The 23,438-nt window shown below is 49.7% G+C and carries 22 protein-coding genes; 7 read left to right on the forward strand and 15 right to left on the reverse strand.

All coding sequences use genetic code 11. The features are described from left to right. Positions 1-74 precede the first annotated feature (74 nt). Positions 75-941 (reverse strand): HEAT repeat domain-containing protein, encoded by an 867-nt coding sequence (locus tag H6G21_RS00695; protein WP_190569477.1) that lies wholly within the window; start codon positions 939-941, stop codon positions 75-77. A gap of 822 nt (positions 942-1,763) precedes the next feature. Here H6G21_RS00695 and H6G21_RS00700 point away from each other — a divergent pair. Beyond that, positions 1,764-1,982 (forward strand): hypothetical protein, encoded by a 219-nt coding sequence (locus H6G21_RS00700; protein ID WP_190569479.1) that lies wholly within the window; start codon positions 1,764-1,766, stop codon positions 1,980-1,982. 391 nt (positions 1,983-2,373) lie between these two features. On the opposite strand, the gene H6G21_RS00710 is transcribed toward H6G21_RS00700, so the two are convergent. The 8 genes from H6G21_RS00710 to H6G21_RS00745 all read right to left on the reverse strand — a co-directional run bounded on the left by H6G21_RS00710 (position 2,374) and on the right by H6G21_RS00745 (position 10,730). Next, a complete protein-coding gene (locus tag H6G21_RS00710) occupies positions 2,374-2,781 on the reverse strand; it encodes a hypothetical protein (RefSeq protein ID WP_190569484.1) in 408 nt (135 codons plus the stop codon). A 4-nt stretch (positions 2,782-2,785) separates the two neighbouring features. Then, complete coding sequence (locus tag H6G21_RS00715) at positions 2,786-3,019, reverse strand: HEAT repeat domain-containing protein (protein WP_190569486.1); 234 nt, start codon at positions 3,017-3,019, stop codon at positions 2,786-2,788. Then, the gene (locus H6G21_RS00720; RefSeq protein WP_190569488.1) at positions 3,016-6,816 is read right to left on the reverse strand and encodes a HEAT repeat domain-containing protein; all 3,801 of its coding nucleotides are present in this window, start codon (positions 6,814-6,816) and stop codon (positions 3,016-3,018) included. The genes H6G21_RS00715 and H6G21_RS00720 overlap by 4 nt, the downstream gene beginning before the upstream one ends. A gap of 52 nt (positions 6,817-6,868) precedes the next feature. Then, on the reverse strand, positions 6,869-7,138 hold the full coding sequence (locus H6G21_RS00725; protein ID WP_347277952.1) for a type II toxin-antitoxin system RelE/ParE family toxin: 270 nt from the start codon (positions 7,136-7,138) through the stop codon (positions 6,869-6,871). Then, positions 7,131-7,376, reverse strand: coding sequence for a hypothetical protein (locus tag H6G21_RS00730; protein ID WP_190569490.1), 246 nt, complete (start codon positions 7,374-7,376; stop codon positions 7,131-7,133). The genes H6G21_RS00725 and H6G21_RS00730 overlap by 8 nt, the downstream gene beginning before the upstream one ends. Before the next feature lie 58 nt (positions 7,377-7,434). Beyond that, a complete protein-coding gene (locus H6G21_RS00735; protein WP_190569492.1) occupies positions 7,435-7,761 on the reverse strand; it encodes a CU044_2847 family protein in 327 nt (108 codons plus the stop codon). A gap of 71 nt (positions 7,762-7,832) precedes the next feature. Then, positions 7,833-9,203 carry a GH1 family beta-glucosidase gene (locus H6G21_RS00740; protein ID WP_190569494.1) on the reverse strand — a complete coding sequence of 457 codons (1,371 nt, stop codon included), beginning with the start codon at positions 9,201-9,203 and terminating at the stop codon, positions 7,833-7,835. 51 nt (positions 9,204-9,254) lie between these two features. Next, complete coding sequence (locus H6G21_RS00745) at positions 9,255-10,730, reverse strand: MFS transporter (RefSeq protein ID WP_190569496.1); 1,476 nt, start codon at positions 10,728-10,730, stop codon at positions 9,255-9,257. A gap of 86 nt (positions 10,731-10,816) precedes the next feature. On the opposite strand from H6G21_RS00745, the gene H6G21_RS00750 reads away from it, so the two are divergent. From H6G21_RS00750 to H6G21_RS00760, 3 genes are all read left to right on the forward strand, one after another. Continuing rightward, a complete protein-coding gene (locus H6G21_RS00750) occupies positions 10,817-11,353 on the forward strand; it encodes a phosphoribosyltransferase (RefSeq protein WP_190569498.1) in 537 nt (178 codons plus the stop codon). A gap of 493 nt (positions 11,354-11,846) precedes the next feature. Beyond that, positions 11,847-12,374, forward strand: a complete 528-nt coding sequence (locus H6G21_RS00755; protein ID WP_190569500.1) for a hypothetical protein — start codon at positions 11,847-11,849, stop codon at positions 12,372-12,374. 22 nt (positions 12,375-12,396) lie between these two features. Continuing rightward, a complete protein-coding gene (locus H6G21_RS00760) occupies positions 12,397-12,666 on the forward strand; it encodes a DUF6737 family protein (RefSeq protein ID WP_190570420.1) in 270 nt (89 codons plus the stop codon). 5 nt (positions 12,667-12,671) lie between these two features. Here the strand turns inward: H6G21_RS00760 and H6G21_RS00765 are convergent, their stop codons facing one another. After that, entirely contained in the window at positions 12,672-13,349 is a 678-nt protein-coding gene (locus H6G21_RS00765) for a C40 family peptidase (RefSeq protein ID WP_190569502.1), read from the reverse strand. 228 nt (positions 13,350-13,577) lie between these two features. On the opposite strand from H6G21_RS00765, the gene H6G21_RS00770 reads away from it, so the two are divergent. Beyond that, positions 13,578-14,519 carry a serine hydrolase gene (locus H6G21_RS00770; protein WP_190569504.1) on the forward strand — a complete coding sequence of 314 codons (942 nt, stop codon included), beginning with the start codon at positions 13,578-13,580 and terminating at the stop codon, positions 14,517-14,519. A gap of 733 nt (positions 14,520-15,252) precedes the next feature. On the opposite strand, the gene H6G21_RS00775 is transcribed toward H6G21_RS00770, so the two are convergent. Further along, complete coding sequence (locus H6G21_RS00775) at positions 15,253-15,774, reverse strand: glyoxalase-like domain protein (RefSeq protein ID WP_242041602.1); 522 nt, start codon at positions 15,772-15,774, stop codon at positions 15,253-15,255. Positions 15,775-16,204: 430 nt separating this feature from the next. On the opposite strand from H6G21_RS00775, the gene H6G21_RS00780 reads away from it, so the two are divergent. Then, on the forward strand, positions 16,205-16,825 hold the full coding sequence (locus H6G21_RS00780) for a sigma-70 family RNA polymerase sigma factor (protein WP_190569508.1): 621 nt from the start codon (positions 16,205-16,207) through the stop codon (positions 16,823-16,825). Positions 16,826-17,432: 607 nt separating this feature from the next. After that, the gene (locus tag H6G21_RS00785; RefSeq protein ID WP_190569510.1) at positions 17,433-18,503 is read left to right on the forward strand and encodes a tetratricopeptide repeat protein; all 1,071 of its coding nucleotides are present in this window, start codon (positions 17,433-17,435) and stop codon (positions 18,501-18,503) included. Between the two features lie 26 nt (positions 18,504-18,529). Here the strand turns inward: H6G21_RS00785 and H6G21_RS00790 are convergent, their stop codons facing one another. The 4 genes from H6G21_RS00790 to H6G21_RS00805 form a co-directional block, all read right to left on the reverse strand. After that, positions 18,530-18,964, reverse strand: coding sequence for a hypothetical protein (locus H6G21_RS00790; protein WP_190569512.1), 435 nt, complete (start codon positions 18,962-18,964; stop codon positions 18,530-18,532). Between the two features lie 55 nt (positions 18,965-19,019). Next, positions 19,020-19,898, reverse strand: a complete 879-nt coding sequence (locus H6G21_RS00795) for an ImmA/IrrE family metallo-endopeptidase (protein WP_190569513.1) — start codon at positions 19,896-19,898, stop codon at positions 19,020-19,022. Positions 19,899-20,030: 132 nt separating this feature from the next. Further along, positions 20,031-21,311, reverse strand: a complete 1,281-nt coding sequence (locus tag H6G21_RS00800; protein ID WP_190569515.1) for an MgtC/SapB family protein — start codon at positions 21,309-21,311, stop codon at positions 20,031-20,033. 3 nt (positions 21,312-21,314) lie between these two features. Beyond that, positions 21,315-23,396, reverse strand: a complete 2,082-nt coding sequence (locus tag H6G21_RS00805) for an AarF/ABC1/UbiB kinase family protein (RefSeq protein ID WP_242041567.1) — start codon at positions 23,394-23,396, stop codon at positions 21,315-21,317. Between the last annotated feature and the right edge of the window lie 42 nt (positions 23,397-23,438).

Below are 23,438 nucleotides of genomic sequence, written 5' to 3' on the forward strand. Positions count from 1 at the left end.
CATTTTGGGCAAGGCGATGGGATTGGCTGACAACCGGGTATGGCAGAGTGGAAGTTTGAGGTTAATTTCTGGGGTTAATTTCTGAGGTGTTTGAGGGTGGCGGCAGCCCGATCGCGGACTTCTGGGTTGGTGTCTTTGAGCAGGGAGGTGATCTGAGGGATGGCAGATTTGGCGGGTTTGCCTAACCACTCCAAGGTGTAGAGGGTATTGATGCGGATGCCGGGGTTGGCATGTTTTAGCAAGGGCAGGATTTTGGGTAGGGCGGGTTTGGCGGATTCCCCAAGGCTACCCAGAACTTGGGCAGAGCCAAGGCTAACGACGAGATCAGTATCTTGCAGGAGGGAGATGAGGTGGGGGAGGACGGACTGGAGGTCACGATCGCTGGTTTTGAGGATGAGGTGAACTTGGCCGAGGGCATAGAGTCCGGTTATGCGTCGATCGCTATCTGGGTCTTGCAGCAAGGTCAGAATTTCTGGCAGCGCCAATTTGGCTGCGTTTCCCATCGACCCTAAGGCGTCTGCGGTGCCCCGGCGAACGTCACGATCGGAGTCTTTCAACAAGGGTACTAACTGGGGCACTGTGGATTGGGCCATGGTTCCCATTTGGCCGAGGATATAGACGGCAGAAAACCGAAGGTTGGGTGCAGAATCTGTGAGTAAGGGAATGAGATAGGGGATGGCGGGTTGACCGATCGCGGCTAATTTTTCACTGACTTCGGTCAGATCACTTTTCTGTTTTTTTAAGTCTTGAATTAATCGCTGAATTTTTTGGGTAATGTTTTGGGGACTTTTTTGGGTGGGATGGACAGTGAGTTGTGGCTTGCTGGGGTGGGTGGATTGAGCGGTAACAGAGGCGGGATGGATGATGGGACTGCATCCGATCGCAAGCAGTAGATTAAATCCAAGGATTGAGAAGCGTTGTAGTTGAGTCTGTTTCAGCATGATTTGGCTTATTAGGAGTCCTACAGGTGTCTCTTTCGCTGGGTCTCTCCTGGGATCAGGAACTTATGCACGGGATGATGTAGGAGAGTTGGGGAGTCGAGACTGAGGGGATGTTGATGCTATTTGAATTACTGAGAGAAATAGATAATTTAATAATATTGGGCAATGGGAATGCATGGTTTCTAGAGAGCACGATCGCAGGGCGGGTTGATAGCAAAATACACCGTCTAAATTTAGATTAATGCATACGATGAGTTGTTTTTCTAAGCCATTCATTGGATTCTATGCCAATGATAGTAGAATCTTTTTTGGATTAATCTGCTCTCACGATCGATGTTATTGAGAGGAATGCTGGTTTCAACGAGGCTGGAATTGAAGGTTAGAAATTGAGTCTGAAAAGGGGCTGTGATCGAGTTTTTCCGTGGATGGGAAAAGATTTATATTTTTTTACTTTATACGGTTGACTTGGGAGGAGTTTATTCGTAGGCTGGTTTTTCATAGCGGTTGCCATGGACATCCTTCTTTAGCGAGATGGTTTGGTGTGAAGCATGGGGCCGCTGGGATCCTAAAAATTTAGGGCACTACCCTTTGTTGTTAGCGCAACTCCGGGTAGCTATTCCCCCTCGCTGAGTATGCAGCAAGGAGGCTTGTTGAGAATTTTAACATTCGATCGAGCCACTCTTGTTTGTGATGTCAAACGGGGTGGCTCTAAATTTTTGGGCTTCTTTAGACCCTCATCCCCGGCCCTTCTCCCACACGCAGGCGAAGGGAGCAAGATTGCAGTCGGGATGGGATTCACTACAAACAGGAGAAGCTCACATTATGGCGAAAGGTTCTAGCGATCGGAGCGATCGTGCGGTTCAACCTGAGAAACAACGCTTGCAGATCCACTTAATCGGTCACAAAGAGTTTGTGCAGGACACAATTAATCAATTCCATGCCCATCGGATCGCAGACAGAATTCACTGGAGTCAGCCGATGAAGATTGTCCATTCGGACGGGCAATACATCAGCATCCTCAGCAGAGAACGTCAGCGGTAACACCTTAGCGGTAACACCTTGGTCACGGCCATCTGACCAGTTATGGTTGCTCGTCTGTAGCTGGTCAGATTTTAGAGCGACCCATCTTCGCCATTGTTTTACTCCCAGATTGATGTTTTAATTCCAGATTTACTCGATCGGGTAGGGCTGGAATTCGGCATCGCGACTGACAAAGGGTAAAGAATGGTTAATTGCTTGGGCAATGAGAAGCCTGTCAAATTGTCTATATTTTTGGGATGAGGTTTCGGGTGGGTGAGTAGGGGAATTTGGCAGTGAGGTATTCAGCGTAATCAAGGATTTCGGTTTGGAGGTCGGGGGAGAGTTTTTCGAAAAGAGTTTGACTGCGGTGATGTTGGAAGATTGATTCTGAGAGAGTAATCACGCTCGTAATTTAAGTTTCTGGAAGTTGCTTACGGTTGCGATCGTAAATCTCATACAGCCGCTTGAGGACTTCGATCGGGATTCCTGCGATCGGAACGAACACTTTAGTAACTTCAACACCGCCTGCAAAAAGGACGCTGAAGATATCTTGCCAGCGTTGCCAATTTTTGGGGTTGTTTTGAGGCATGGTAGTAAAGCCATTAAGCAAGATTTCAAAAATTTCTGCGTCAGATTTATTGGGGTATTTGACACGTAGTTTCGACAGGAGTTGGGCAAGCTGTTGCTCGACTTTAGTGTTGGGTTCTGGGGCGTAGTTATGTTGAATACCAACTTGATCGCCCTGAATTGTAACGTCGCCAGTGTTGATGTTGCCGACTTGGTTAATGTGGAAAATTGGTTGGTTTTTCGGTTCAGTCATGGGATTAAGGGGGTGAGTTTGGGCAATGGTACCCTAGTTTTTCAAGGGCGATCGCGGCGTTTTGGCGGACGAGGGGTTCGGTGTTGTGGAGAGTGGCAATCAGCTGTGGAACGATCGCAGGATGCCCAATTTGCCCTAAAGCTTCAGCGGCTTTGGCGCGGATGGCAGGAATGGGATCTTGCAAGTTAGTGCAGAGGGTATCCAGCCCTAGTTGTTGATGAGCGGGATTTTGAATCATCGGTGTGACTCTCCGAGTTGATCGCCGTGAATAGTGACGTTGCCTGTATTTAGGTTGCCGATTTGCCCAATATTGTAAGTGATTGGATGTGAGCCAGAATTATAACTAGGCTCGCCCTTCTGCGCAGCTAAATGGGCTTGAAAGATTTCATAGTTGTAGTATTTACAGTACTTCTGGATAGCGAGAATAATGTGTTGAGCCGCTTGACCTGAATGGGTGGAGATGAGGTTGAGCAGGTGAGGCAGATAGGGAGAAAGCACATCCACCTGCTCTTTTGCAAGCTGACCTAACACTGCTGCTACGTTCCCGCGTACAGATGATTTTTTTTCTTCTTCTAGGAGTTTGAGTAAACCCGGAATAGCAGTTTCAGAGCCAATCTGACCTAACGCTTTTACTACGTTCCCACGTACAGATGAGTCTTTTTCTTTTTCTAGGAGTTTGAGTAAACCCGGAATAGCAGTTTCAGAGCCAATCTGACCTAACGCTTTTACTACGTTCCCACGTACAGATGAGTCTTTTTCTTTTTCTAGGAGTTTGAGCAAGCCCGGAATAGCAGTTTCAGAGCCAATCTGACCTAACGCTTCTACTATACTCCAATGAGCAGATGAGTTAGTATTTCCTAGCAATTTGAGTAAACTCGGAATAGCAGCTTTAGAGCCAATCTTACCTAATGATTGTGCGACTCTCCATAATACAGATGAGTTAGTATCTTCTAGAAGCTTGAGCAAGTCTGGAACTGCTGCGTTACCACCAAGCTTACCTAAGGCATATATTGCAGCTTGACGTACGGATAAGTCAGAATCTTTGGCCAGATAACGTAAATCTGGAATCGCTATTTCACTATCAATCTCACTTAGGGCATATACTGCAATCTCACGTACGAATGAGTCAGGATCTTTAGCCAGATAACGTAAATCTGGAATCGCTGTTTCACTACCAATTTCCCCTAACGCACATGCTATACTCTTACGTACGAATGAATTAGGATCTTTAGCCAGATAACGTAAATCTGGAATCACTGTTTCACTACCAATCCTACCTAATACTGTTACTGCACTCTCACGCACAGATGAGTTGTCATGTTGTAGTAATTTAAGCAATTCCGGAATGGCTGCTTCAGAACCAATCTGGACTAAAGCTTCCACTACACTCCAATGTAAAGATGGGCAACCATATTCTAGTAATTTTAGCAATCCGGGAATAGCCCTGTCAGAGCTAATCTGAATTAATGCGTCTACTACACTACAACGTACATAATAGTCATTGTATTCTAGTAGTTTGAGTAAATCTGGAATCGCTATTTTACTGCCAATCTTACCCAACGCTTTTGCTGCACTCTGACGTATATATAATTTATTATGTTGTAGTAGCTTTACCAAACTTGGAATGGCTTCTTCAGAATTAATCTCCCCTAACGCTTCCGCAACAGTCCAACGCACAGATGAATTAGTATCTGCAACTAGTTTTAGTAAGCTTGGAATTGATGCTTCAGAACCAATCTTACCTAACGCTCGCGCTGCACTCTGCCTTACAGATGAGTCATCATGTTCTAGCAGTTTGAGTAAACCCGGAATGGCCTCTTTACTGCTGATATTTCCTAACTCATTTGCTGCAATCTTACGTGCAGATGAGTCATCATGTTCTAGCAGTTTAAGTAAACCCGGAATGGCAGATTCAGAGGTAATCTGGCCTATTGCCTTTGCTGCAATCCATTGTACATATGAATCAGCATGTTCTAACAGTTTGAGCAATCTTGGAATGGTATGTACTGATCTTGCGTCTCCCAAAAGCTGAAACTTTAACCAAGTAGGTGCCTGCAACCCCTCTACAAACTTGATAGTTTGAACCTGAAACTCTGACTTTACTTCGCCTGCTAATCTTGCACCCAGCGTCCAATCCACATCTAACGCTATCTTCACCACACGCAGAGCTTGGGCTTCGTTGCCTTCTAACGCTAGCATTAGCGCTATTGGTTCTGTCCATTTCAGATAGTTGAGGTAATCTTGTTTAAGTTGCTCATCAGTCAGAGTGGGCAATTGTCGTAGCAAATATTCTGCCGCGTAATATTCCTGGAATAACTGATGATGAAACTCGATTTCTTCTGGTTTAGCTGCATCCTGTAGCAAATGATAGTTATACAAATCTTTCAGCCATAGTTTCGCTTTCGTCGGGGCATCAAGAACTCCTCTCTGATGGAGCCAAGTTTCCAAAATTCTTTCGTTGTGACTTTTGGGAATGGTGAGCCAGGGTTCAAGGGGTGGCTGGAGATCAGCGGTTTGCACCTCGCCTTGAATCATGTAAAACGCCAAATACTGAAGAATCTCTGATTTGAACTCCCAGAAATTCTCAGAGACAGGGACGTATTCAATCTCTTTTTTAATGCGCTTGTAATCTCGATCGAACCACTGAAATAATTCCCCTCGATTTTTAGGAATTTGGTTAGTCTCTGGATCAAATACATCACAGAGCATTTTTAACAGGAGCGGCGTTTCAGCGATTTCCCTTAGGCGATCGCGCAACTGACTCAGCAACCGTTCCCCCTGCGCTGGCAAGTACTTGCCGACAAACTCCCGCATCTGGGGTTCCGACAGCGGCTTCATCTCCAACCGCTTGTCAATTCCCAAGTCACCACCCAAACTCAAATCCCGCGTCGTAAAAATCATCGGTACGGTCAAATTGTTTTCCCGAAACTGGGCAAGCGATCGCCGTAGCTCGTCCGTGGGAATTTCATTTATCCCATCCAGTAATAAGACCAAGCGCTCGTTCAATAACCACTCGTCAACTTGCTCAGCCGTCACCCGCTGCTTCATCCGCCGAAATTCCGCTTGGATCAACTCAGGTACAGCGCGATCGCCCTTCAACTGCACCAAAACCGGAACCTGACCTTCCTCTGCCAAAGTCACCACCAATTGCCGCAACGTCGTCGACTTCCCAGAACCTGGTCGCCCTGCCAACAGCACATGCTGCGGCTGTTCGCCCAGCGCATACTGCCGCAGCCCCACCAATACGGGCAACGGCGGCTCAACGGTTTTCTCTACTGGCCGTTCCTGGCCGTCATTTTGGGTTTGCCGCTCCACCGATCGTGCTTCCAACGGCAACAGCGCATCCGTGGGCGTATACAAATGGCGCTGCTGGGAATAGTAGCGGATTACGGCCTCTCTGTAGCGCTGAAATTCAATTCCAGTTTGTGGATTAATGACCCATCGCCGATCTTTTGCATGAAATTCACGCTGAAGTTTGCGCAATTCAGGTAACTGGTTCAAAATCTCACGAGTAAGAATTGCACCACCACCCAAATCTGAAGAACGATCGCGGGTAAATTTCACCATCCCGCACACCTTCCCCGTCCGCTGGTTCAGCAACGGTGCCCCACTCATCCCTGGACGCACCTGTCCCAGATTAAACAAAATCGCCGGAATCTCGCCCCCAGTAATGCCATCACAGTTAAATGTGCGGGGTTCCCCCTGACGATCGCCCTCATCCGGATAGCCAAACAAATAGAGTGGATCGCGAGATTGAACATCCCCATCCAAATAGACACAGGGTGGATTGCAATCAACGGAGAAAGCCACTCGCAATAGCGCCAGATCGTAAGGATCAGGCCACGATCGCTCCACCACCGCTTCTAACGTTATTCCTTGCCAACCAACTTGTACTTGTTCCGGCGATCGCTGCACCACATGCGCACAGGTCAGAATCCACCCCGGAGCCACAAAAAAACCCGTTCCCCAACCCAATTGCCCAGGGATAGACAGTTTGACCGTACATTGCTGGAGCAGATCCTCAAGCTGACTCATGATGAACTCAGACCGGCTTTACTTGTTCTGGCTTTAGTTAGTACCGTGAGGACTACTTGTAAACATCACCGCGAGCACCAATGACAGTAACCACATAGGTGTGAGCTTCTTGGTCTTCAATAAACAGCACCCGATACTTGCCCACTCGCAAACGAAGTTCAGGACGCCCCTTCAGTGGCTTAATATCAAGCATTTCTGGCGCAGTAAGTAATGTATCCAAAGCTTCCACAATCCGCAATTGCTCATCAGGCTGCATACGTTCCAGATATTTTTGGGCAGGCTTCAAGACAACATACCGCCACCCACCCTGTTCATCAGCCACAATTGCCTCCAAACAGTTTGCGCTTCAAGTCTACTGCCGTTATGCCTGGATCTCGTCCTGCCCAATAATCTTGTAAAGCCGCTTCACTTTCAGCAAGCTCTGCCGCAGATACAAGTTCCTCCGTCTCATCAACTTCTACAAAATCAGAAAACTGTGCAGACAGAGCCTTCATCAAACGTGCTTGATCAACCAGAGGAAGACTTTTGGCCAGATTGAAAACTTCTTCGTAGGTCGGCATTGTTCTCATCCAACTACAACTTTATGCTCAGTATAAAAGACAAATTCTGGCAGTTGCCCTATTTCCCCTCTTGGGATCCAGCCTCCCACTCCAGTGTAATCTCTAAATTGCCTTTGCCGGAACCTTTAACAATCACCGCTGTCAGTTGACCTGACTCAATCGCTAGCTCCATGCCAAACTTGACCGTCGCCTTCTTGGGCTTCACCTTCCGAATTGGCTCAGCAATCATCTGCACCACCCCTTCGATCGCATCGGCTACGGGCTGAAACTGCTTGACATCAAAAGCAACATCTTCTCGCCCCGTACTGGCTACCTCCACTTTAACGATCGCACCATTGGGAAGCTGCACTGGAACAGTATCACGACCAGACTCTGCAAAAGCCATAGGTAGAATTTCTCCGGTTTACAATCTTAGTAACAGACTTCTGACCAACCCACTGCCTGCGCTCCCAACCCTCACAACACCTGATTCGCTGCGATACAAGCCGCATACCAATCAAAACTCGCCTTCGGAATCCGCGCTTGGGTCTTGTAATCCACATAGGTAATCCCAAACCGCCGGGAATACCCCCACGACCACTCAAAATTATCCAACAAACTCCACAGAAAATAGCCCTGTACCGGATACCCCTCCCCGATCGCCCGATGCACCGCCTTCAACGACTGCCGCAAATAAAAAATCCGATCGGTATCCCACACCTCACCCGCAGGCGTCAACGTATCATCCGCCGCACAACCACTTTCCGTAATCCAAATTGGCAAATCAGGCCGCTGCAACGTGTCCCGAATATGACGAACACCCCAATACAAACTTTCCGGCACCACCTGCAACCATGGCATATGCAATTTAGGATATCCCTTTGGAATCGCTACAAACTCATAGCCTTTTGCATTGTCTGCTGCCCGTACATACGCTCCCGTATAAATATTCAATCCCAGAAAGTCGATCGGTTGATGAATGATTTCTAAATCACTGGGCTGAATATCTGGAGCATTATTCCCCAATCCCACTAGAAATTCTGGATGATAATTCCCCGTCAACGCTGGATAGAGAATCCCCCCCGTATAAAAATTATCCGGTAATGCCCGCTGTGCCGCACGAATATGCGTTTCTGTTTCCACGATCGGGACCGTCACCCCAGGATTATCCACCAGCGCCACCTGACAGGGTTGGGGCGAGGCCGCCCGAATCGCCTGACAGCCCAGCCCATGGGCCAACAACGCATGGTGCGACGTTTGCCACACCTCCTTCCAAGTACTGACCCGCGTCCCCGGTGCGTGCTCTGGCCGCTTTCCCACGGCATAGCCCAGATGCGTAAAACAGGAAATTTCATTCAGCGTTATCCAGCGCGTCACCCGATCGCCCAAGGCACGCACCACGATCGCGGCATAGTCCGCAAAATCCTGCGCCATCTCCCGACTGCGCCAAGAGCCATAGCGATCCTCCAACGCCTGGGGACTGTCCCAATGGAATAGCGTAATGACGGGTTCAATCCCCTGTTCCAAGAGACAATCTACTAAGCGATCGTAAAATGCCAACCCCTGGGCATTCACCGCACCCCTCCCCTCCGGCACAATCCGACTCCACGCCGTACTGAAGCGATAGTGCTTCGCACCCAATTGCCGAATTAACCCAACATCTTCCGTATAGCGATGGTAGTGATCACAAGCGATCGCCCCTGAACTACGATCCTTGATATGGCACCAGTGCTGACTGAACCTGTCCCACACACTCGGCCTACGCCCCTCCTCCTCCACAGCCCCCTCAATTTGATAGGCCGAAGTCGCTACACCCCATTGGAATTGTTGCGGAAATTGATAGGTCATTGCAGTGATTTCCCATTCCAGTTTCTAGATCCTTGGACATTACTTAATGGATTACTCATCGGTTGGAGTTCCTTCTCCCAACGATCGCTGCTTGCGTTCATGCAATTGCAACAAAATCTCGGCATGTTTCTCGCGAGTGATCGGATAGAAATAGGTCAATCCAATGCCGATCACCAATGCGAAGAATGGCAAAGGCGCGATTGAAAAGCGAATCACATTTAAAACAGAATCCGGTTGAATTGGGAACGGTGTCACATCCGTGGGTTGCACATAGCCCGCCGCACCCAAACTTTGCAACACCTGATTGACCGCCAATCCCAAACAAATCTTCTGCAAAAACACAATGAAACTGTAGAAAACCCCTTCTCGCCGTTGCCCTGTGTTTAACTCATCCAGCTCAATCACATCCGGCAACATTGACCAAGGAATTAAATAGGCAGTGGAGACCCCAAACCCCGCCATAACCGCCAAGAGATACATCAGAGTCACCTGTCCTGGCTGCAAGAAAAAGAGGCCAACTTGAGCAATCACCCACAAACTCATCCCCATGAAATATACCGCCTGTTTGCCATAGCGTTGGCTCACGGTATTCCAGACAAACAGCATTGCCATGGCCGTCCCCTGCACAGCCAACAGGACTAAACTGACATTTTCCTGGGGTAGCCGCATCCAACTGCGCACATAGTAGGGAATGATTGAGGCCGTTAACTGCACGGCTAACCAAGAACAGAGATAAATTCCAACGACATAGCGAAAAGGGCCATTGCTAAAGGCAATTTTAATTTGCTGCAAAACTGGCATGGAAACACTATGACCAATTTCCGGATCATCCTGAGCCGCTGCCTGAGCCTGTTTCCGCGTCCCCCAAATACACCAGTAAATCGGCAAGATTGAAATAATCGAACAGATCCCTCCCAAAATTAGATATTGCGTTCCCTGATTCCCTGGAACCAGCTTGGAAACCACTAAGCTAATGATTAATGCAAGGATGCTGCCTCCGATCGAAAACGAAAAGCGAAAGCTATTTAAACTCGTGCGCTCATCATAATCCTGCGTCAGTTCCGCTGTCAGTGCTGTATAGGGCAGGTTCACCACTGTGTAGAACGCATTAAACAGGACAGAAATCGCTGTGTAATACCAAAAGAGACCCCATTGATTACTGGCGGGATCATCGCTAAAGTGCGGCACGAGCCATTGCAAAAAGAAGAAGAGCCCAAAGGGTACCGCCCCCCACATCATCCAAGGGTAACGGCGACCTTGTTTACTTTGGGTGCGATCGCTCAGGACGCCCACCATGGGGTCATTTACTGAGTCCCAAATTTTTCCGACCAATTGTGTCAATCCCGCTAGGGCTGGATTCAACCGTGCCACATCCGTCAAAAACGGCGATAGGTAGGAAATCAGGATCATTGCCGTCACCGCAGGGCCAAAATCTCCCGCTCCGAAGGCCAGTTTGGTACTGAGGTTTAACTTTTGTGGTGAAGCTACCTGTGGTGAAGACGCTGGGCGATCGGAAGGATTGTTCATAGAAAGTGCCTAGAGACTCGCTATCCGTTGTATCATCCTTTGCGATTAATGCAGCAGTTGTGAAGGAAGGCAAAGGAAGGCGCGTAATGGCAGACCTCTACGTCACTTGGGATGAATATCATCAAAAAATTGAGCAACTGGCCGCACAGATTTACCAATCCGGTTGGGAGTTCAATCAAATCCTCTGCCTTGCTAAGGGGGGGCTGCGGGTCGGCGATATCCTGGCTCGCATTTACGATGTGCCCCTTGCTATTTTGGCAACATCCTCCTACCGGGGGGAAGGGGGTCGCAGCCGAGGGACACTTGTTTTTTCCCGCGATCTCACCATGACCACGCCCAATCTGGGCAGTCATATTCTCCTAGTCGATGATCTGGTGGATTCCGGCATCACGCTGAAAAAGACGCTGCCCTGGCTACAGTGCAATTATGGATTTTATGTGGAGGAAGTTCGGACAGCCGTGATTTGGTACAAAGCCTGTTCGATCGTCGCCCCAGACTACTACGTCGATTACTTGCCGGATAACCCCTGGATTCACCAACCCTTTGAACGCTATGAAATAATGGATCCTCAGGATTGCCTAGCAGCCTCTGGGACGAATTCCGCGCCCAATGCTGCCCCTTAGCTTTCAGTGAACTGATTTAGATCACAGGGCTCCCAAAAAAGTTTGCTACAATACATCCAATAGGCAACCGTAAAATTGCGGTAAATGCATCTATTGAAGCTTCTACCCCCAGCAAGTACTTCCGTTACTTTCCGTCTTAATCTCTATTCACTTGCCCATCATTCACAGAGTTATCGATGGCTGTAATTGACTCACGATTGACATCATTGATATCGCGGACGATCGCAACCATCGGTGTTTCCAATCATCTACGATTACAGCCATCGTGCTTAAAGCTATCGGTGCTTAAAGCCTTAAAACTATCGATGCTTATAGCCATCAGTGCTTAAAGCCGTCAAAGTGTAGCAAAATGTACTGGTTTTGCTTGGCAGTCTGTGGGTGAATGAAGGGGTGGGCAAGTCAATCTGAACAAACAAATGGCTTTTTAGACTAACAGATTTTTCTGTTGCGACATAAAAGTCAGGATATACATCCTTTTTCGTCAGTATTTAACGTGCAGATGATCGGGAAAAGCCAACAAGACTCTACAGATAACGCTCCAAAAAGCCAAGTGGCTCAGCGGTTGGGCAGCTACTTAGTGGAAGCCGGACTGATCACACCCGCCCAGGTTGATGTTGCTTTAAATGATCAACGCTTGATGGGTGAGATGCGCTTTGGAGAAGTGTTAGTCGCTCGCGGCTGGATCAAACAGCAGACCCTTGACTTTTTAATGCGAAAAGTTATTGGCCCGGAACAAAGAGCGGCTAAGCAACGGAGTCAAGCAACTCCAGCCGAAAATCGTCCAGGATCGGCTGCACCCACTCCCGTTCCACCCCCCGTTCCTCCTAAAACTGCGATCGACCCTGCCGTCACGGCCTCTTCTCAGCCGTTGTCCTTGGAAGTACCTGCCCGACAACCCTATCGATCGGCAGCAGTCATGGCCAAAATTCAAGCTGCTGGAGCCTCCGCCGAAACGCCAAACCATCGTAAAGCACTCCCATCTGTCCCGAACGATGAAGATGGGGTGAACTGGGTTGGATAATTCTGGATTGGATAATTCTGGGTTGGGTCATCAAGGTTCCGAGCCCACCGTCTGGCAGTACAAACCCTGGTGGTGCCAGCCCTGGTCGATCGTTCTAACTGGGTTGACCCTCATCACCGGCAGTTGGTGGCTGCTGAGAATGCTTTGGGTAACGGTGTTGGTGGCAATCCCGATCGGTCTATGGATGGTTTATTTTGTGCTGATTTATCCCAAGCTAATGGCCCAAAGCGGCTTGCTGGAAGAAATCGCCAGTCAACATTCTGCTGGCGACCCAGATAGGAGTCAGGATTAGGCGGATCAGTCCGGTGGAGTGTAACTCGCAACAACCCGCCCTGCGCCGCGCAATTGGGCAAAGTAGTTGCAACTGACGGGATGGCCCGTAGCCGAGAGTTCATCAATCCCAATGCCATTGCGGCCCTGATCCTTGCCTGAACTATGAATGTATTGGTTATCGCCCAAATACAGGCCAACATGGGTCGCTTTTTCGGGAGTACCAAAGAAAATGAGATCGCCGGGGATCACGTCCGGTAGCCCGATCGGCTGCACAAAGGCTTCCTGCTGATAGGCATCACGGGGGAGTTGAATACCCACCGATCGAAAGGCTGCCTGCATCAACCCAGAACAGTCATAATTGGGAGCCACAGTCCCCCCCCAGAGGTATTGATTGGGCACTGCCATAGCCGCTTGGGCAAAGGCAATCACCTGGGGAATGCGATCGCGAATGGCTTCTGCTGTCAGGATGGGGGCTTGGTAGGGAGTATCATCGGGAACCAACTTTTCCCAGTCGATCGGATCCAGCCAGCCGGGATAACCATCTTCCACCAACTGCACCGCCAGTGGTACCATCGGTGGTCGCATCACCCCAATCACAGGCACCGTCAACCGCAACAGACGCCCTTGAGCCGCCTGGGTTGCCAACGACTTGAGGTTAGGGGAATCGTAGAGATTGAGATCGGCGATCGTGCGGTACTGCATAGACGCTGGAATAGAGAACAGAACACAAAAACCAAGACGGAAACCAAGACAAAAAATAAGACGCTAAAAGTACCAGGCAGAGTGCCCGCTATTAACGGTTATCCCAATTAACGTTCTACTCATTAACGGTTTTATCCATTGACGGTTTTACCCATTAAAAAGGTTTTACAATCCAAGACTGGACTTAAACTGTGCCAAAATCCACTATCTGACATTCATCCACTCATCATGCCATTTTTCTCTAGAGACAATGCCCTACAAACCGCAGGGGAACAAATTCTAGAAAGGACTTGGAAAACCTTTCCCACTCTAGCGAGAAACCAAGTTGCAATGACTTGGCTAGTCTACGATCCCCCTACCTTTGTGAACACAGGCGGGGCGTTGACTCCGGCGGAATTTTGGCAGCGATCGGTGCGGGGCTTTAGTTACCGGGGCGTGGAGTGTATTTATCCGGCGAGTGTGGCCAAGTTGTTTTACCTCGTGGCTGCCCATGAATGGTTACAGCAGAACATGATGGCGGGATCGGCGGAACTCGATCGGGCCTTGCGTGACATGATTGTTGATTCCAGCAACGATGCCACCAGCCTAGTTGTGGACCTTTTGACCGGCACCACCAGTGGCCCTGACCTTCCGCCTGCGCCGTTTGAAACCTGGAAACAGCAACGCAATATTGTCAATCGCTATTTGCAATCCCTGCAATGGGAAGAGTTTGCCACAATTAACATCTGCCAGAAGACCTGGGGAGATGGCCCCTATGGCCGGGAGCGGGCTTTCTACGGCGACAACCTGACCAACCGGAACATGCTGACTACCGATGCCACTGCAAGGCTGCTACACAGCATTGTGGGGGGAGTTGCGGTGTCGGCGGATCGATCGCAGCAAATGATGCGCTTACTGGCTCGATCGTTGGATCCTAGAGCACTGGCAGCGGATCCTGAAAATCAAGTGGTGGGGTTCATCGGCGGCGGGTTGCCCCCCATGGCACAACTGTGGTCAAAAGCGGGATGGATGAGCAAAGCAAGGCACGATGCTGCCTATGTGGAAGTTCCTGGCCAGTTACCCTTTCTCCTAGTCATCTTTACCGAAGGGCCAGAAAACAGTGCTAATGAGGCGATTTTGCCTTTCATCACCCAGCAAGTGGTCGATCAGCTGCCTAGCCTCCAATCCTAAATTTCTCGCAACTAGATTTCTCGCAACTAAATTTCCCGCAACTCTGTTGCAGTCTCACCGACTAACAGAGCAGAAATTCACAGAGCAGAAACTGGGCAACAGGGAAGAACCTAGCGGACACATTACGAATTATGAAGCCGATCGTAACCGTTGATGAACATCCTATGAATTATCATCAAAATACAGAAAAAACAGCGCTAAGGTAACGCTGGATACATTCTTTACGATCTGAGACTAGCGATAATTACGGATGTGTCCTAGAGTCAAATCACCAAAATCACTAGCCTTCCGCAAGGGGGCTATTTTTTTATCTTTATTCACTGCTAATAGCTAATCGAAGATTTCCCCTAGCCTCATCTATCTAAAGATAGAGACCCAATTGTCTTCATTCTGCAACCTGTGCACAAAAAATTCACGTTCTAGTGGTAAAGCTTAACAGTTTTTTGGGGGAATGGGGGGATCCTAGGCGGTTTGTTTGGCGAGAGGATCCCAGCGGTCTTCAACGGGAAAGCTGATGCTGGGAATAGTTGCCAAAAAATAGCGTTGGCTAGAAAAATAAGGCGATTCCAACGTTTGTCTTGGAACCGCCCAGATTCGTAAAAACCAGGTTTATCCGCATCTGTTGAAAAGACTTGGCAGACTTAGCAGACTTGGTAAACTTGGCAGAGTGGGTAGACTTGGCCGCGATTTAGACATCGATCCCCTAAAACGACTCTTTTGCCATGACGGGTCGCTAATTGCTGACTTCAGATAGCTCCAGCACTCGGCTATCAAAATCCTTGACCAAAAAATTTAAGGGGCGTTCTTGGCGGATTTTATACTTCAGTCCTAACGCCTGCACTCGCAGCAAAATTTGTTCTAAACAGTCCCGATCGAAGCAGATATGGCGATGTCGGCTGTTTTCCCCCATGCTAGCCCCAGAGATCACATGGACTTGTACATTCTTGCGTAGTTGATACCACAGGCCATCGTTCCCCGCTCCCCGTGCGGTCACACTACCTGGGGTACCCGCCAGATACAGGGGATTAATCCCAGCGGTGCCGAGGGATTGTTCGTAGTTGTAGTAGTAGTGCAGGGGAATCTCAGCGGTGCGCAAATTCAGCATTCCTTCATAGAACTGGCGAGCCACATCCAGGTCGGAAACCATCACGGTATAGACCTTCGGCGCACTGGTCAGAAATAGCCACATGGCCCCAGCATAGGCCGCCAGGAGCATAATCATAATCCCCTGGGTGGAAAAAATTCCATCTCCCATTGCTGACCAAATACTCGCGAAGAGGGGGGAAGACACTGCGATCGAGCTAAGAACCATGGATTGACTCGCCTGAATACTAGAGATTGAACAAGAATGAACTGGGCAACAATATTACACGGGCGTTACAGGATTACACGGGCGTTACAGGATCACACGAGCGATACACGGGCGTTACACGGAAAGCTGGTCAAAGTAGATTTTATTCTACCAAGCTTCTGAAGGAGCCGTGGGGAGGGGGGAGGGGTGGTTAGCCCAACTCCAACGCGATTAACCGACCCATCCGTCCTAGATCAGGTAGCAAAAAGACAGAAATCTCTGAAAAAATCTGTGTGCTTTTTGAAGCAGCCGTTTATGATAAGGGCGTGTTTCTGCTGGAAAGCTTGACAACTCGCTGTAAACTTGATCGTCTTGACTCTGTTAAGCACACACCGTGTCGATTCCTACCTTTCCTGAGGCCAACCATCCCATTATCAAGTCCTTGTTTAAAAACAGCGATCAGGAACTCTTAGAACTTTTTCAGCGATATCCTGATGCAGGACAGTATTTCACGGCATTGTTTTGCCGTTACAGCCCGATCGTCTATCGGGTGGTGCAGCATTCTGCGCCCTCTCCGGTTCAGACTGATTATTTGTTTGCATTGATTTGGCGACATGTATTTAATGAACTGTCGGGTTTAGATCTCCAAGTCTTTACCCAGCCCGGTGTCACCTTTCAAAGTTGGTTGCTGAACGTCACGGCAGCCTGTATCAATGAATTGACCCCACCCCCCGTTGAGGAAATCCACTACGACATGCAGGCCGCATCGCCTCCCTTCTGGTGCTACCTCGATCGGGCATTGGATGCAATGTCACCGGATTTGCGCTTGATGATTGTCATGGCGCAGACCTTCAATTGGAGCGAAACTCGGATTTCGGCCTATCTGCAAGCGGAGGGGGACATCATTCCCCCCTTAGAAGTTAAACAACGATTGCAGGAGGGCTATCGGCTCCTAGAAGCTCGTTTGCCGGAGGATATTCGGGTGATTTATCTCGGCAATAACCAGCCTGCTTAAGCGGGCCTGGAAAAAGCCAGCTTGTAAAGAAGCCAGCTTGACCCGTGGACACAGGAGACGCTGGTTGCTTGGGCTGTGAGCCATGTGTTGCTTGGGCATAGCTGTGTGTTGCGTAGACGTGCGTGTAGACATGTGTGTAGACGTGCGTTGCTGATTGGCTCGATCGGGGAACGCTATTAAGAGCGAATAGCGTATAGACCAGTCGTTCATAGCCCCCATAAATCTAGCTCTCATACACCTAGCCCCCATACACCTAGCCTCCATACACCCAGACTGTATTTTTCTTTAAATGCGGGATAAATGGGATGGTTGAAGGTTTATATACGAATAAATTTATGTACGAATGAAGTTGTAACGGATATAACTAAATCAAGAATATTCGTCATTTCCTGGAATTTCTAGCAACCAACGGTGATTTCAGGGGATGTCGTAGATCCTGCATCGCCCGGAGCAACGATCGAATACTTCGTTGACTCAGCATCCACTCAACTTCTCCACTCAACTTCATCGTTTCCCACATTTTCCGGAAGATTGACCTTCTGGAAGGTTGAAACCTTGAGTGATCGATCGAAAACTTGAGTTCCTGTTATTGCTTGGAGTCCCATGTATGAAGCGGTTTTCTAATACATTTTCTGCCAGCATCCTGTCCCTTGGGCTTGGATTGTTGCCACTGGTGGGCCTGTTCATTGCGGTGGATCGGTCAATGGCAGGAGACTTAAACCGTCAACTGGCTATTCCGCTGAATAGTGGGACGTTAAATCGTGCTCGTAAGGCGGGCGATCGTTGGTTGGCTACAGGGGATCAGCAACAGCAGCAGGGCCAGGTGACAACGGCGATCGAAAGTTGGCAAAAGGCGCTAGAACTGTATCGTCAAGTTGTGGATCAAGAAGCGCAGGGGCTCGTGTATCGGCGACTAGCGAAGGCGTATTTGGAGCTGGGCCGAACGGTGGAGGCAGAGGATGCAGCCCGTCGAGCCTTGGGGTTTGCGCGAACGCTCAATGACTACCACAACCAAATCCTCGGCTATAACGATGTGGGACTACTCTTGATGAAGCGGGATCCGACAGAAGCGGAAAAAAGCTTTGCGGAGGGGGTGCGGATTGCCACGGTTTTGAAGGATACGCCGGGTTTGGGCACATCTCTCAGTAACTGGGGGTTGGCCGCTCAGGCAGCGGGACAGTTTGCAGTGGCGATCGAGCGGTTACAGAAAGGGTTGCCTTACCAACGGATGGCCCTAGATTTTGCTGGGGAAAGCCGTTCCTACAAGGGATTAGGAGATGCCTATCTAGCAGTAGGTGAGTCTCAAAAGGCGGCAGGTAACTACATTAGTGCCTTGGTGTTGGCAAGGCAATCCAAGCAACATGCTGTTGCATTCCAGGCATTGGAAGGCTTGGCGCGCGCCTACGATCGCTTAGGAGCCAATAATGCGGCGATAGAAGCCCTGCTCGATCGGGTGCGCTTGGCAGGACGGACACTGGAACCGGCGCAGGTTGTGCAGGCCTTGCAGACGATCGCAGAATACTACTATCAGAAAAAAGACTGGGCACTGACCGATCGGGTCTATAAACAAGCGATTCAGATTGCTGAGGCGAATCAGCTTGATAAAGATTTGCCCCAGTTGCGGAAATCCCTGGAAAACCTGCGGAATGAGTTTTATTTTCGCCGAGTTCGGCAGTAGTTTAAGCCCAACTCGTTATTAAGACCCTATTGACTGGGTAGAACGGAAATATCAACACCATGTTGAGTGAGGGTTGTAATCAAATTGGGATCCTCTTTAGACAGATGAATGAGAAACCGTTGCCCATCTTTCCGGGTCGCGATCGCTTGGGTTCGATCGCTGCTCACACTGACTTTTTCCACCTGTTTTGTTTCTACTTGCTGGATAAATTCACGATATTCCCAGGTTCCATCCACTGGAATGGAGGGTTTTGTACAGGCTGTAATGGCCAACACAGTGATGATTGAGCCAGTGATGATTGAGCCAGTGATGATTGAGCCAGTGATGATTCGGCGAGAAAACTGTTGGGTTGCTTGCCAACCTTGCTTGAGTAAAATGCTTGGCAAAATTCTAGACAAAATTCTAGACAAAGCGGTGGGTAAAGTTCTAGGCAAAATTCTGGGCGAGGCGATCGGCTTCATAGGGGTTTCTCATTAGACAACAGGAGATAACGGGAGATAACGGGGCAAGCTTGCTTTACAGGTGAAGCAGGGAAATCACACAGGATTTTTCGCCAATTTGAACCGGCATCGCTTCCACGCGACAATCGATCGTGCCCCACCCCAACGGCAGGCTTTCCTGGCCTTTTTGCGTTTGTCCGGTGGTTAGCGCTTGGGCAATGAGAGAGGTGTCATCGATCGATTTATCTCGGGGCAAAAATCCCGCTTGCCAATCGGGACTGGTGACACGCCACCAAATTCTTAATTTAGGTGCATAGGTGGGGGCTGGCTGCTCCGCCGTGGTTCGGCGAGATTTTGCAGGCTTGCGTTCTGAGGGTTTGAGCGATCGATGCCAGACGACGAGGGCATGTTGTCCGGAGGCCAGTTCCACGAGGCGAATTAAGGTGGCGAGTAATGAAGTTTGATACAGGGCAGACAGCGATCGGGCAGAGTCTAAGGAAACCCCTAAATGATTGAGATGGGACGTAAATTGCGATCGGGGCATTAACAGTTCTGCGGCTCCCGCATCACAGAGCTTTTCCTTACGGGCTTCCTCCCAGGTGGGGATTTGGAGTTTCTGAGCTACGTCAGCTTGGGCATCAAAGAGCAGTTCCATGAGTTCGTGGCCTTCGGTGAAGCGTTGACGCACGATCGGGTCATCTTCTTTGATCAGAATTACCCCTTGATAACTATCTAAGAGAATGCCCTGCTGTTCATCGAGGGGAACCTTGAGGGGAATGGGCATCCCAAAGTGTTGATAAATCGCGTCTAAGTCCGTTGGCAAACGGTTAGATAAATTGGCTGACTCACGCAAAAACTCAACATAGTGAAATACATCTGCCTCTGTTTGGAGAGAACCATAGCGATGCAAGAATGCATAGCCGGGATGTTGGTAGCTCGGCGGCAGAGAACACACGAATTTCAACTCCAGGTTTGGGTAAGCGGTTTAGGTCGGTTTAGGGAACAGCGTACAAATAAAATCCCAAGTGAATAGATGGGTCGGTGCGTGGCAGGATCGGTGAAGGAGCAACCCTGCTCTTAGCATACATTACAGGAAAGTCAGTAATGGCAATAAACCGAGAATCGCTAGTCCGATCAAGAGGCGGAAGCTCTGGCGGCCTGTGGACCGATCGGCAAAACTTAATGCATAAACACTTTTGGCAATATTATTACTCGAAGCTGCAATTAAAATCGCGGCACTGGCTACTGAGAGAGCCGTGGTTTTTCCTGCCGATTGCGTTAACCCTAAAATAAACGGGTCAACATCCGTGACGCCCAAAATTGCCGCTAATCCATACAGGCCCCGATCGCCCAAATACGTTGATGTGTAGTGGGTCACCACTGCAATGACCACAAATAACACCGCAAATAATAGTGCGGACTTCAGCTCTAAAGGATTTTGATTGGTTTCTTGACTGCTGGCAGAGGTCGCTGTTGCGGCAGTAGAATCCTGACGAATGAGCCAAAACCAGCCAACCCCAATCCCGATCGCGGCCAAAGCCAGTAACGGAACTAACAACGATCGGGCCAACGGTTGGTTAAACAAATACAACAACAACGCAAATCGAAGGTACATCACCCCCGAGGCCATCAAAATTGCGCCGGGATAGCGCTGGGGGTGGGGATCCTGCACCGACTTTTTCGCCAAGGCCACCGTCGTGACGGTGGAAGAATAGGCTCCTCCCAACAATGCCAGAATCGCCAGCCCACCTCGCCCTTGACTGACCCGTTGCAGCAAAAAACTGGCATAGGACACCGTGCTGACCGCCACAACCACCAGCCAAGTTTTAAAGGGATTAATGTCAAAGGGACTAAAGGATTGATTGGGTAAAATCGGTAAAACGACGATCGTTAAAAACAAAAACTTGCCCAACGTCAAAATATCATCCGGCGAAAAGCGATGTACCAACCCTTCCAGCACCGCCTTAAGTTCCAGCAGAATCAAACTGGTAATCACAAAGGTGCAGGCCACCCAGTAATGCTCATAGTAAACCAACGGCCCTACCAGATAGGTGCCCAAGGCGGTCATTTCCGTGGTTAATCCCGCCTCCTGGTTCGATCGACGAATTTTGTTCCAGTAGGACAGCATCATGAAGCCGCCCACCACAAACAACCCCACTGCTACAGGTAACCGATCCTGATTGGCCAGAAACGCCAAGCCATAGCCCAATAACCCAATCAGCGGGTAAGTTCGCACTCCCCCAAACACGTAGCGACCTGGCTCGGTCTTTTGTTCTTCCCGTTCTAAGCCAATCAGAAAGGACAGAAACACGACCAGACAAATTTTAAACACGTCGGGGGAAATGTAAGTTGCGATCGCAGACACCATCCATTAACGCCGGGTAGACAGTGAAGAGGATGACGGGGAAGGGGTTGGGGCCGGGGTGGAAAATGCCCGTTCCAACTCCGCAGGCGGTTCCGTCAGCAACACCTCTCGAATAAAGCGAGCCAAGGCCCGTTGGGCTAGCCCCGTTGCAATCTGCTGGCCCATCTGTTGCGCTTCCGATCTCATCACCAAGCGCGGTACAAGATTCAAAATCCGATTGGGGTCAAAGCCTTGGGTTTGCTGAAGAATCGCCCAGATCCGCTTGATATGCCCCAGGGTCGCTTCATTTTCACTCGACATTTGCGGCGACTCGACCGCAAAGCCAAACCGCGCTCCCACCGTGGCAGTCAGCCGTTGCCAAGCTGTCTGTCCCAAGGCATCCATACTGTTGATAATCTCACTCACCAAGCGTTGACGAATAAATTCTCCCCGTTCTGAAAAGAGAAAATCGAGGGCTTGATCCAACGATCCACTGATGTCATATTCCATACTGCCTTTGGCATTGCGCAGCAGGTTTTCCAAGCGATTCCAACGGAAGCTATCATCTTTGAAGAGTAAGTCTTTCAGAGATGTGCGTAACTCAGGAGCCGGATCGGTCAGCAGTCGCTTGGCAATGTAGGGATAGGCTTCGCTGAGAACCTTAAATTCTGGATCGACGTTGATCGCAATTCCTTCCAGCGTCACCAGCGATCGAATAATCAACGCAAAGTAAGCGGGTACGCGGAAGGGATATTCATACATCAGCGCCGAGAGTTTATCGGTAATCGCTGCAATATTGATATCCGAAACGCTGGCACCTAAGGCATCTTGGAAGACAACAGCAAAGGCGGGAATGATGGGGGTTAGATCCGTATCGGGCGACAGGAATTCTAGCTTAACGTAATCGTTGGCGAGTCCTTCAAAGTCACGGTTGACCAAATGGACGATCGCCTCAATCAGCCCATAGCGTTGGTAAGGCTGCATCTGGCTCATCATGCCGAAGTCCAGGTAGGCCAGCTTGCCATCGGGGGTGGCCAGTAGGTTGCCGGGGTGGGGATCCGCGTGGAAAAAGCCGTGTTCTAGCAATTGCCGCAGGGAACATTGCACGCCAATATTGACCAAATAGGTGGCATCAATACCCTGTTCCGCCACTTCTTTTAAGTTGGTCAACTTCGTCCCTTCGATCCATTCCATCGTCAGGACACGGCGCTCGGTGTAATCCCAGTAAATCTTGGGAACGTAAATATCCGGCAGATAGCCATAGAGGTCGTTGAAGCGCTCAGCGTTGCGACCTTCCTGGGTGTAGTCCATCTCCTCAAAGATGCGTCCTGCAAACTCATCCATGATGCCGACTAAGTCGCTGCGAACTCGACTGAAGGTGCGCATGGCCCAGGCAGACAGCCCCCGCAGAATGTAGACATCCAGGGCAATACTGCGGGCTAGACCCGGTCGCTGCACTTTGACGGCGACTTTTTCGCCGGTTTTCAACGTGGCTTTGTAGACCTGACCGAGGGAGGCAGCGGCAACGGGGGCCGGGGAAATTTCGTCAAACAGATCGATCGGATCTTTGCCCAGTTCCTCCCGAATAAACTGGAAGGCAATTTCGTTGGGGAAGGGGGGAATCTGATCCTGAAGTTTGGATAGCTCTTCTAGAAAGACGGGGGGCACCAAGTCGGGGCGGGTGGAGACGGCTTGGCCAATTTTGATGAAGGCTGGCCCCAGTTTGGTCAGCAGTTCCCGCAGTTGAATGGCGCGATTGCGTTGCTCGGTAATTTTTTTGCCCTGCTGGCTGTCCGACCAGATGCCCACAGCATAGGTTAACAACGGCAGAAAGATTCCGATCGTCCGGCTCCACACCTGCCAATAGCGCGATCGGTAGTAGTTGGCGATCGCCTCCGGTTGATAGCGCAGGGGCAGGCCATTGTGATCGGTTCCAAAGTTGTGATCGGTTCCAAAATTCTCAGGAGAGCGATCGGCAACCTGGCTATCCTTGCCCCCAAAGGCTGTCCCTCCGATCGGTAGGGACTCAGGAACAGTCGTGGCCTGGGTATCCACCGTGATGGTTGTGGATCCTGGCTGGGGCATGGCATCGGCAGGTCGATAATTCATAGGAGACGATCGCGTTTACTCGCTTTGTTAAGCATTGTAACA

The organism is Alkalinema sp. FACHB-956, from assembly GCF_014697025.1.
Lineage (GTDB): Bacteria > Cyanobacteriota > Cyanobacteriia > Leptolyngbyales > Leptolyngbyaceae > Alkalinema.

Excerpts from the sequence above, each read along its gene's own strand:
- H6G21_RS00745 (WP_190569496.1), bottom strand. The coding sequence starts at position 10,730 with ATGAACAATCCTTCCGATCGCCCAGCGTCTTCACCACAGGTAGCTTCA.
- H6G21_RS00800 (WP_190569515.1), bottom strand. The coding sequence starts at position 21,311 with ATGGTGTCTGCGATCGCAACTTACATTTCCCCCGACGTGTTTAAAATT.
- H6G21_RS00775 (WP_242041602.1), bottom strand. The coding sequence starts at position 15,774 with ATGGGAGATGGAATTTTTTCCACCCAGGGGATTATGATTATGCTCCTG.
- H6G21_RS00710 (WP_190569484.1), bottom strand. The coding sequence starts at position 2,781 with ATGACTGAACCGAAAAACCAACCAATTTTCCACATTAACCAAGTCGGC.
- H6G21_RS00715 (WP_190569486.1), bottom strand. The coding sequence starts at position 3,019 with ATGATTCAAAATCCCGCTCATCAACAACTAGGGCTGGATACCCTCTGC.
- H6G21_RS00740 (WP_190569494.1), bottom strand. The coding sequence starts at position 9,203 with ATGACCTATCAATTTCCGCAACAATTCCAATGGGGTGTAGCGACTTCG.
- H6G21_RS00790 (WP_190569512.1), bottom strand. The coding sequence starts at position 18,964 with ATGAAGCCGATCGCCTCGCCCAGAATTTTGCCTAGAACTTTACCCACC.
- H6G21_RS00735 (WP_190569492.1), bottom strand. The coding sequence starts at position 7,761 with ATGGCTTTTGCAGAGTCTGGTCGTGATACTGTTCCAGTGCAGCTTCCC.
- H6G21_RS00770 (WP_190569504.1), top strand. The coding sequence starts at position 13,578 with ATGCCATTTTTCTCTAGAGACAATGCCCTACAAACCGCAGGGGAACAA.
- H6G21_RS00750 (WP_190569498.1), top strand. The coding sequence starts at position 10,817 with ATGGCAGACCTCTACGTCACTTGGGATGAATATCATCAAAAAATTGAG.
- H6G21_RS00700 (WP_190569479.1), top strand. The coding sequence starts at position 1,764 with ATGGCGAAAGGTTCTAGCGATCGGAGCGATCGTGCGGTTCAACCTGAG.
- H6G21_RS00805 (WP_242041567.1), bottom strand. The coding sequence starts at position 23,396 with ATGAATTATCGACCTGCCGATGCCATGCCCCAGCCAGGATCCACAACC.
- H6G21_RS00695 (WP_190569477.1), bottom strand. The coding sequence starts at position 941 with ATGCTGAAACAGACTCAACTACAACGCTTCTCAATCCTTGGATTTAAT.
- H6G21_RS00765 (WP_190569502.1), bottom strand. The coding sequence starts at position 13,349 with ATGCAGTACCGCACGATCGCCGATCTCAATCTCTACGATTCCCCTAAC.
- H6G21_RS00785 (WP_190569510.1), top strand. The coding sequence starts at position 17,433 with ATGAAGCGGTTTTCTAATACATTTTCTGCCAGCATCCTGTCCCTTGGG.
- H6G21_RS00720 (WP_190569488.1), bottom strand. The coding sequence starts at position 6,816 with ATGAGTCAGCTTGAGGATCTGCTCCAGCAATGTACGGTCAAACTGTCT.
- H6G21_RS00730 (WP_190569490.1), bottom strand. The coding sequence starts at position 7,376 with ATGCCGACCTACGAAGAAGTTTTCAATCTGGCCAAAAGTCTTCCTCTG.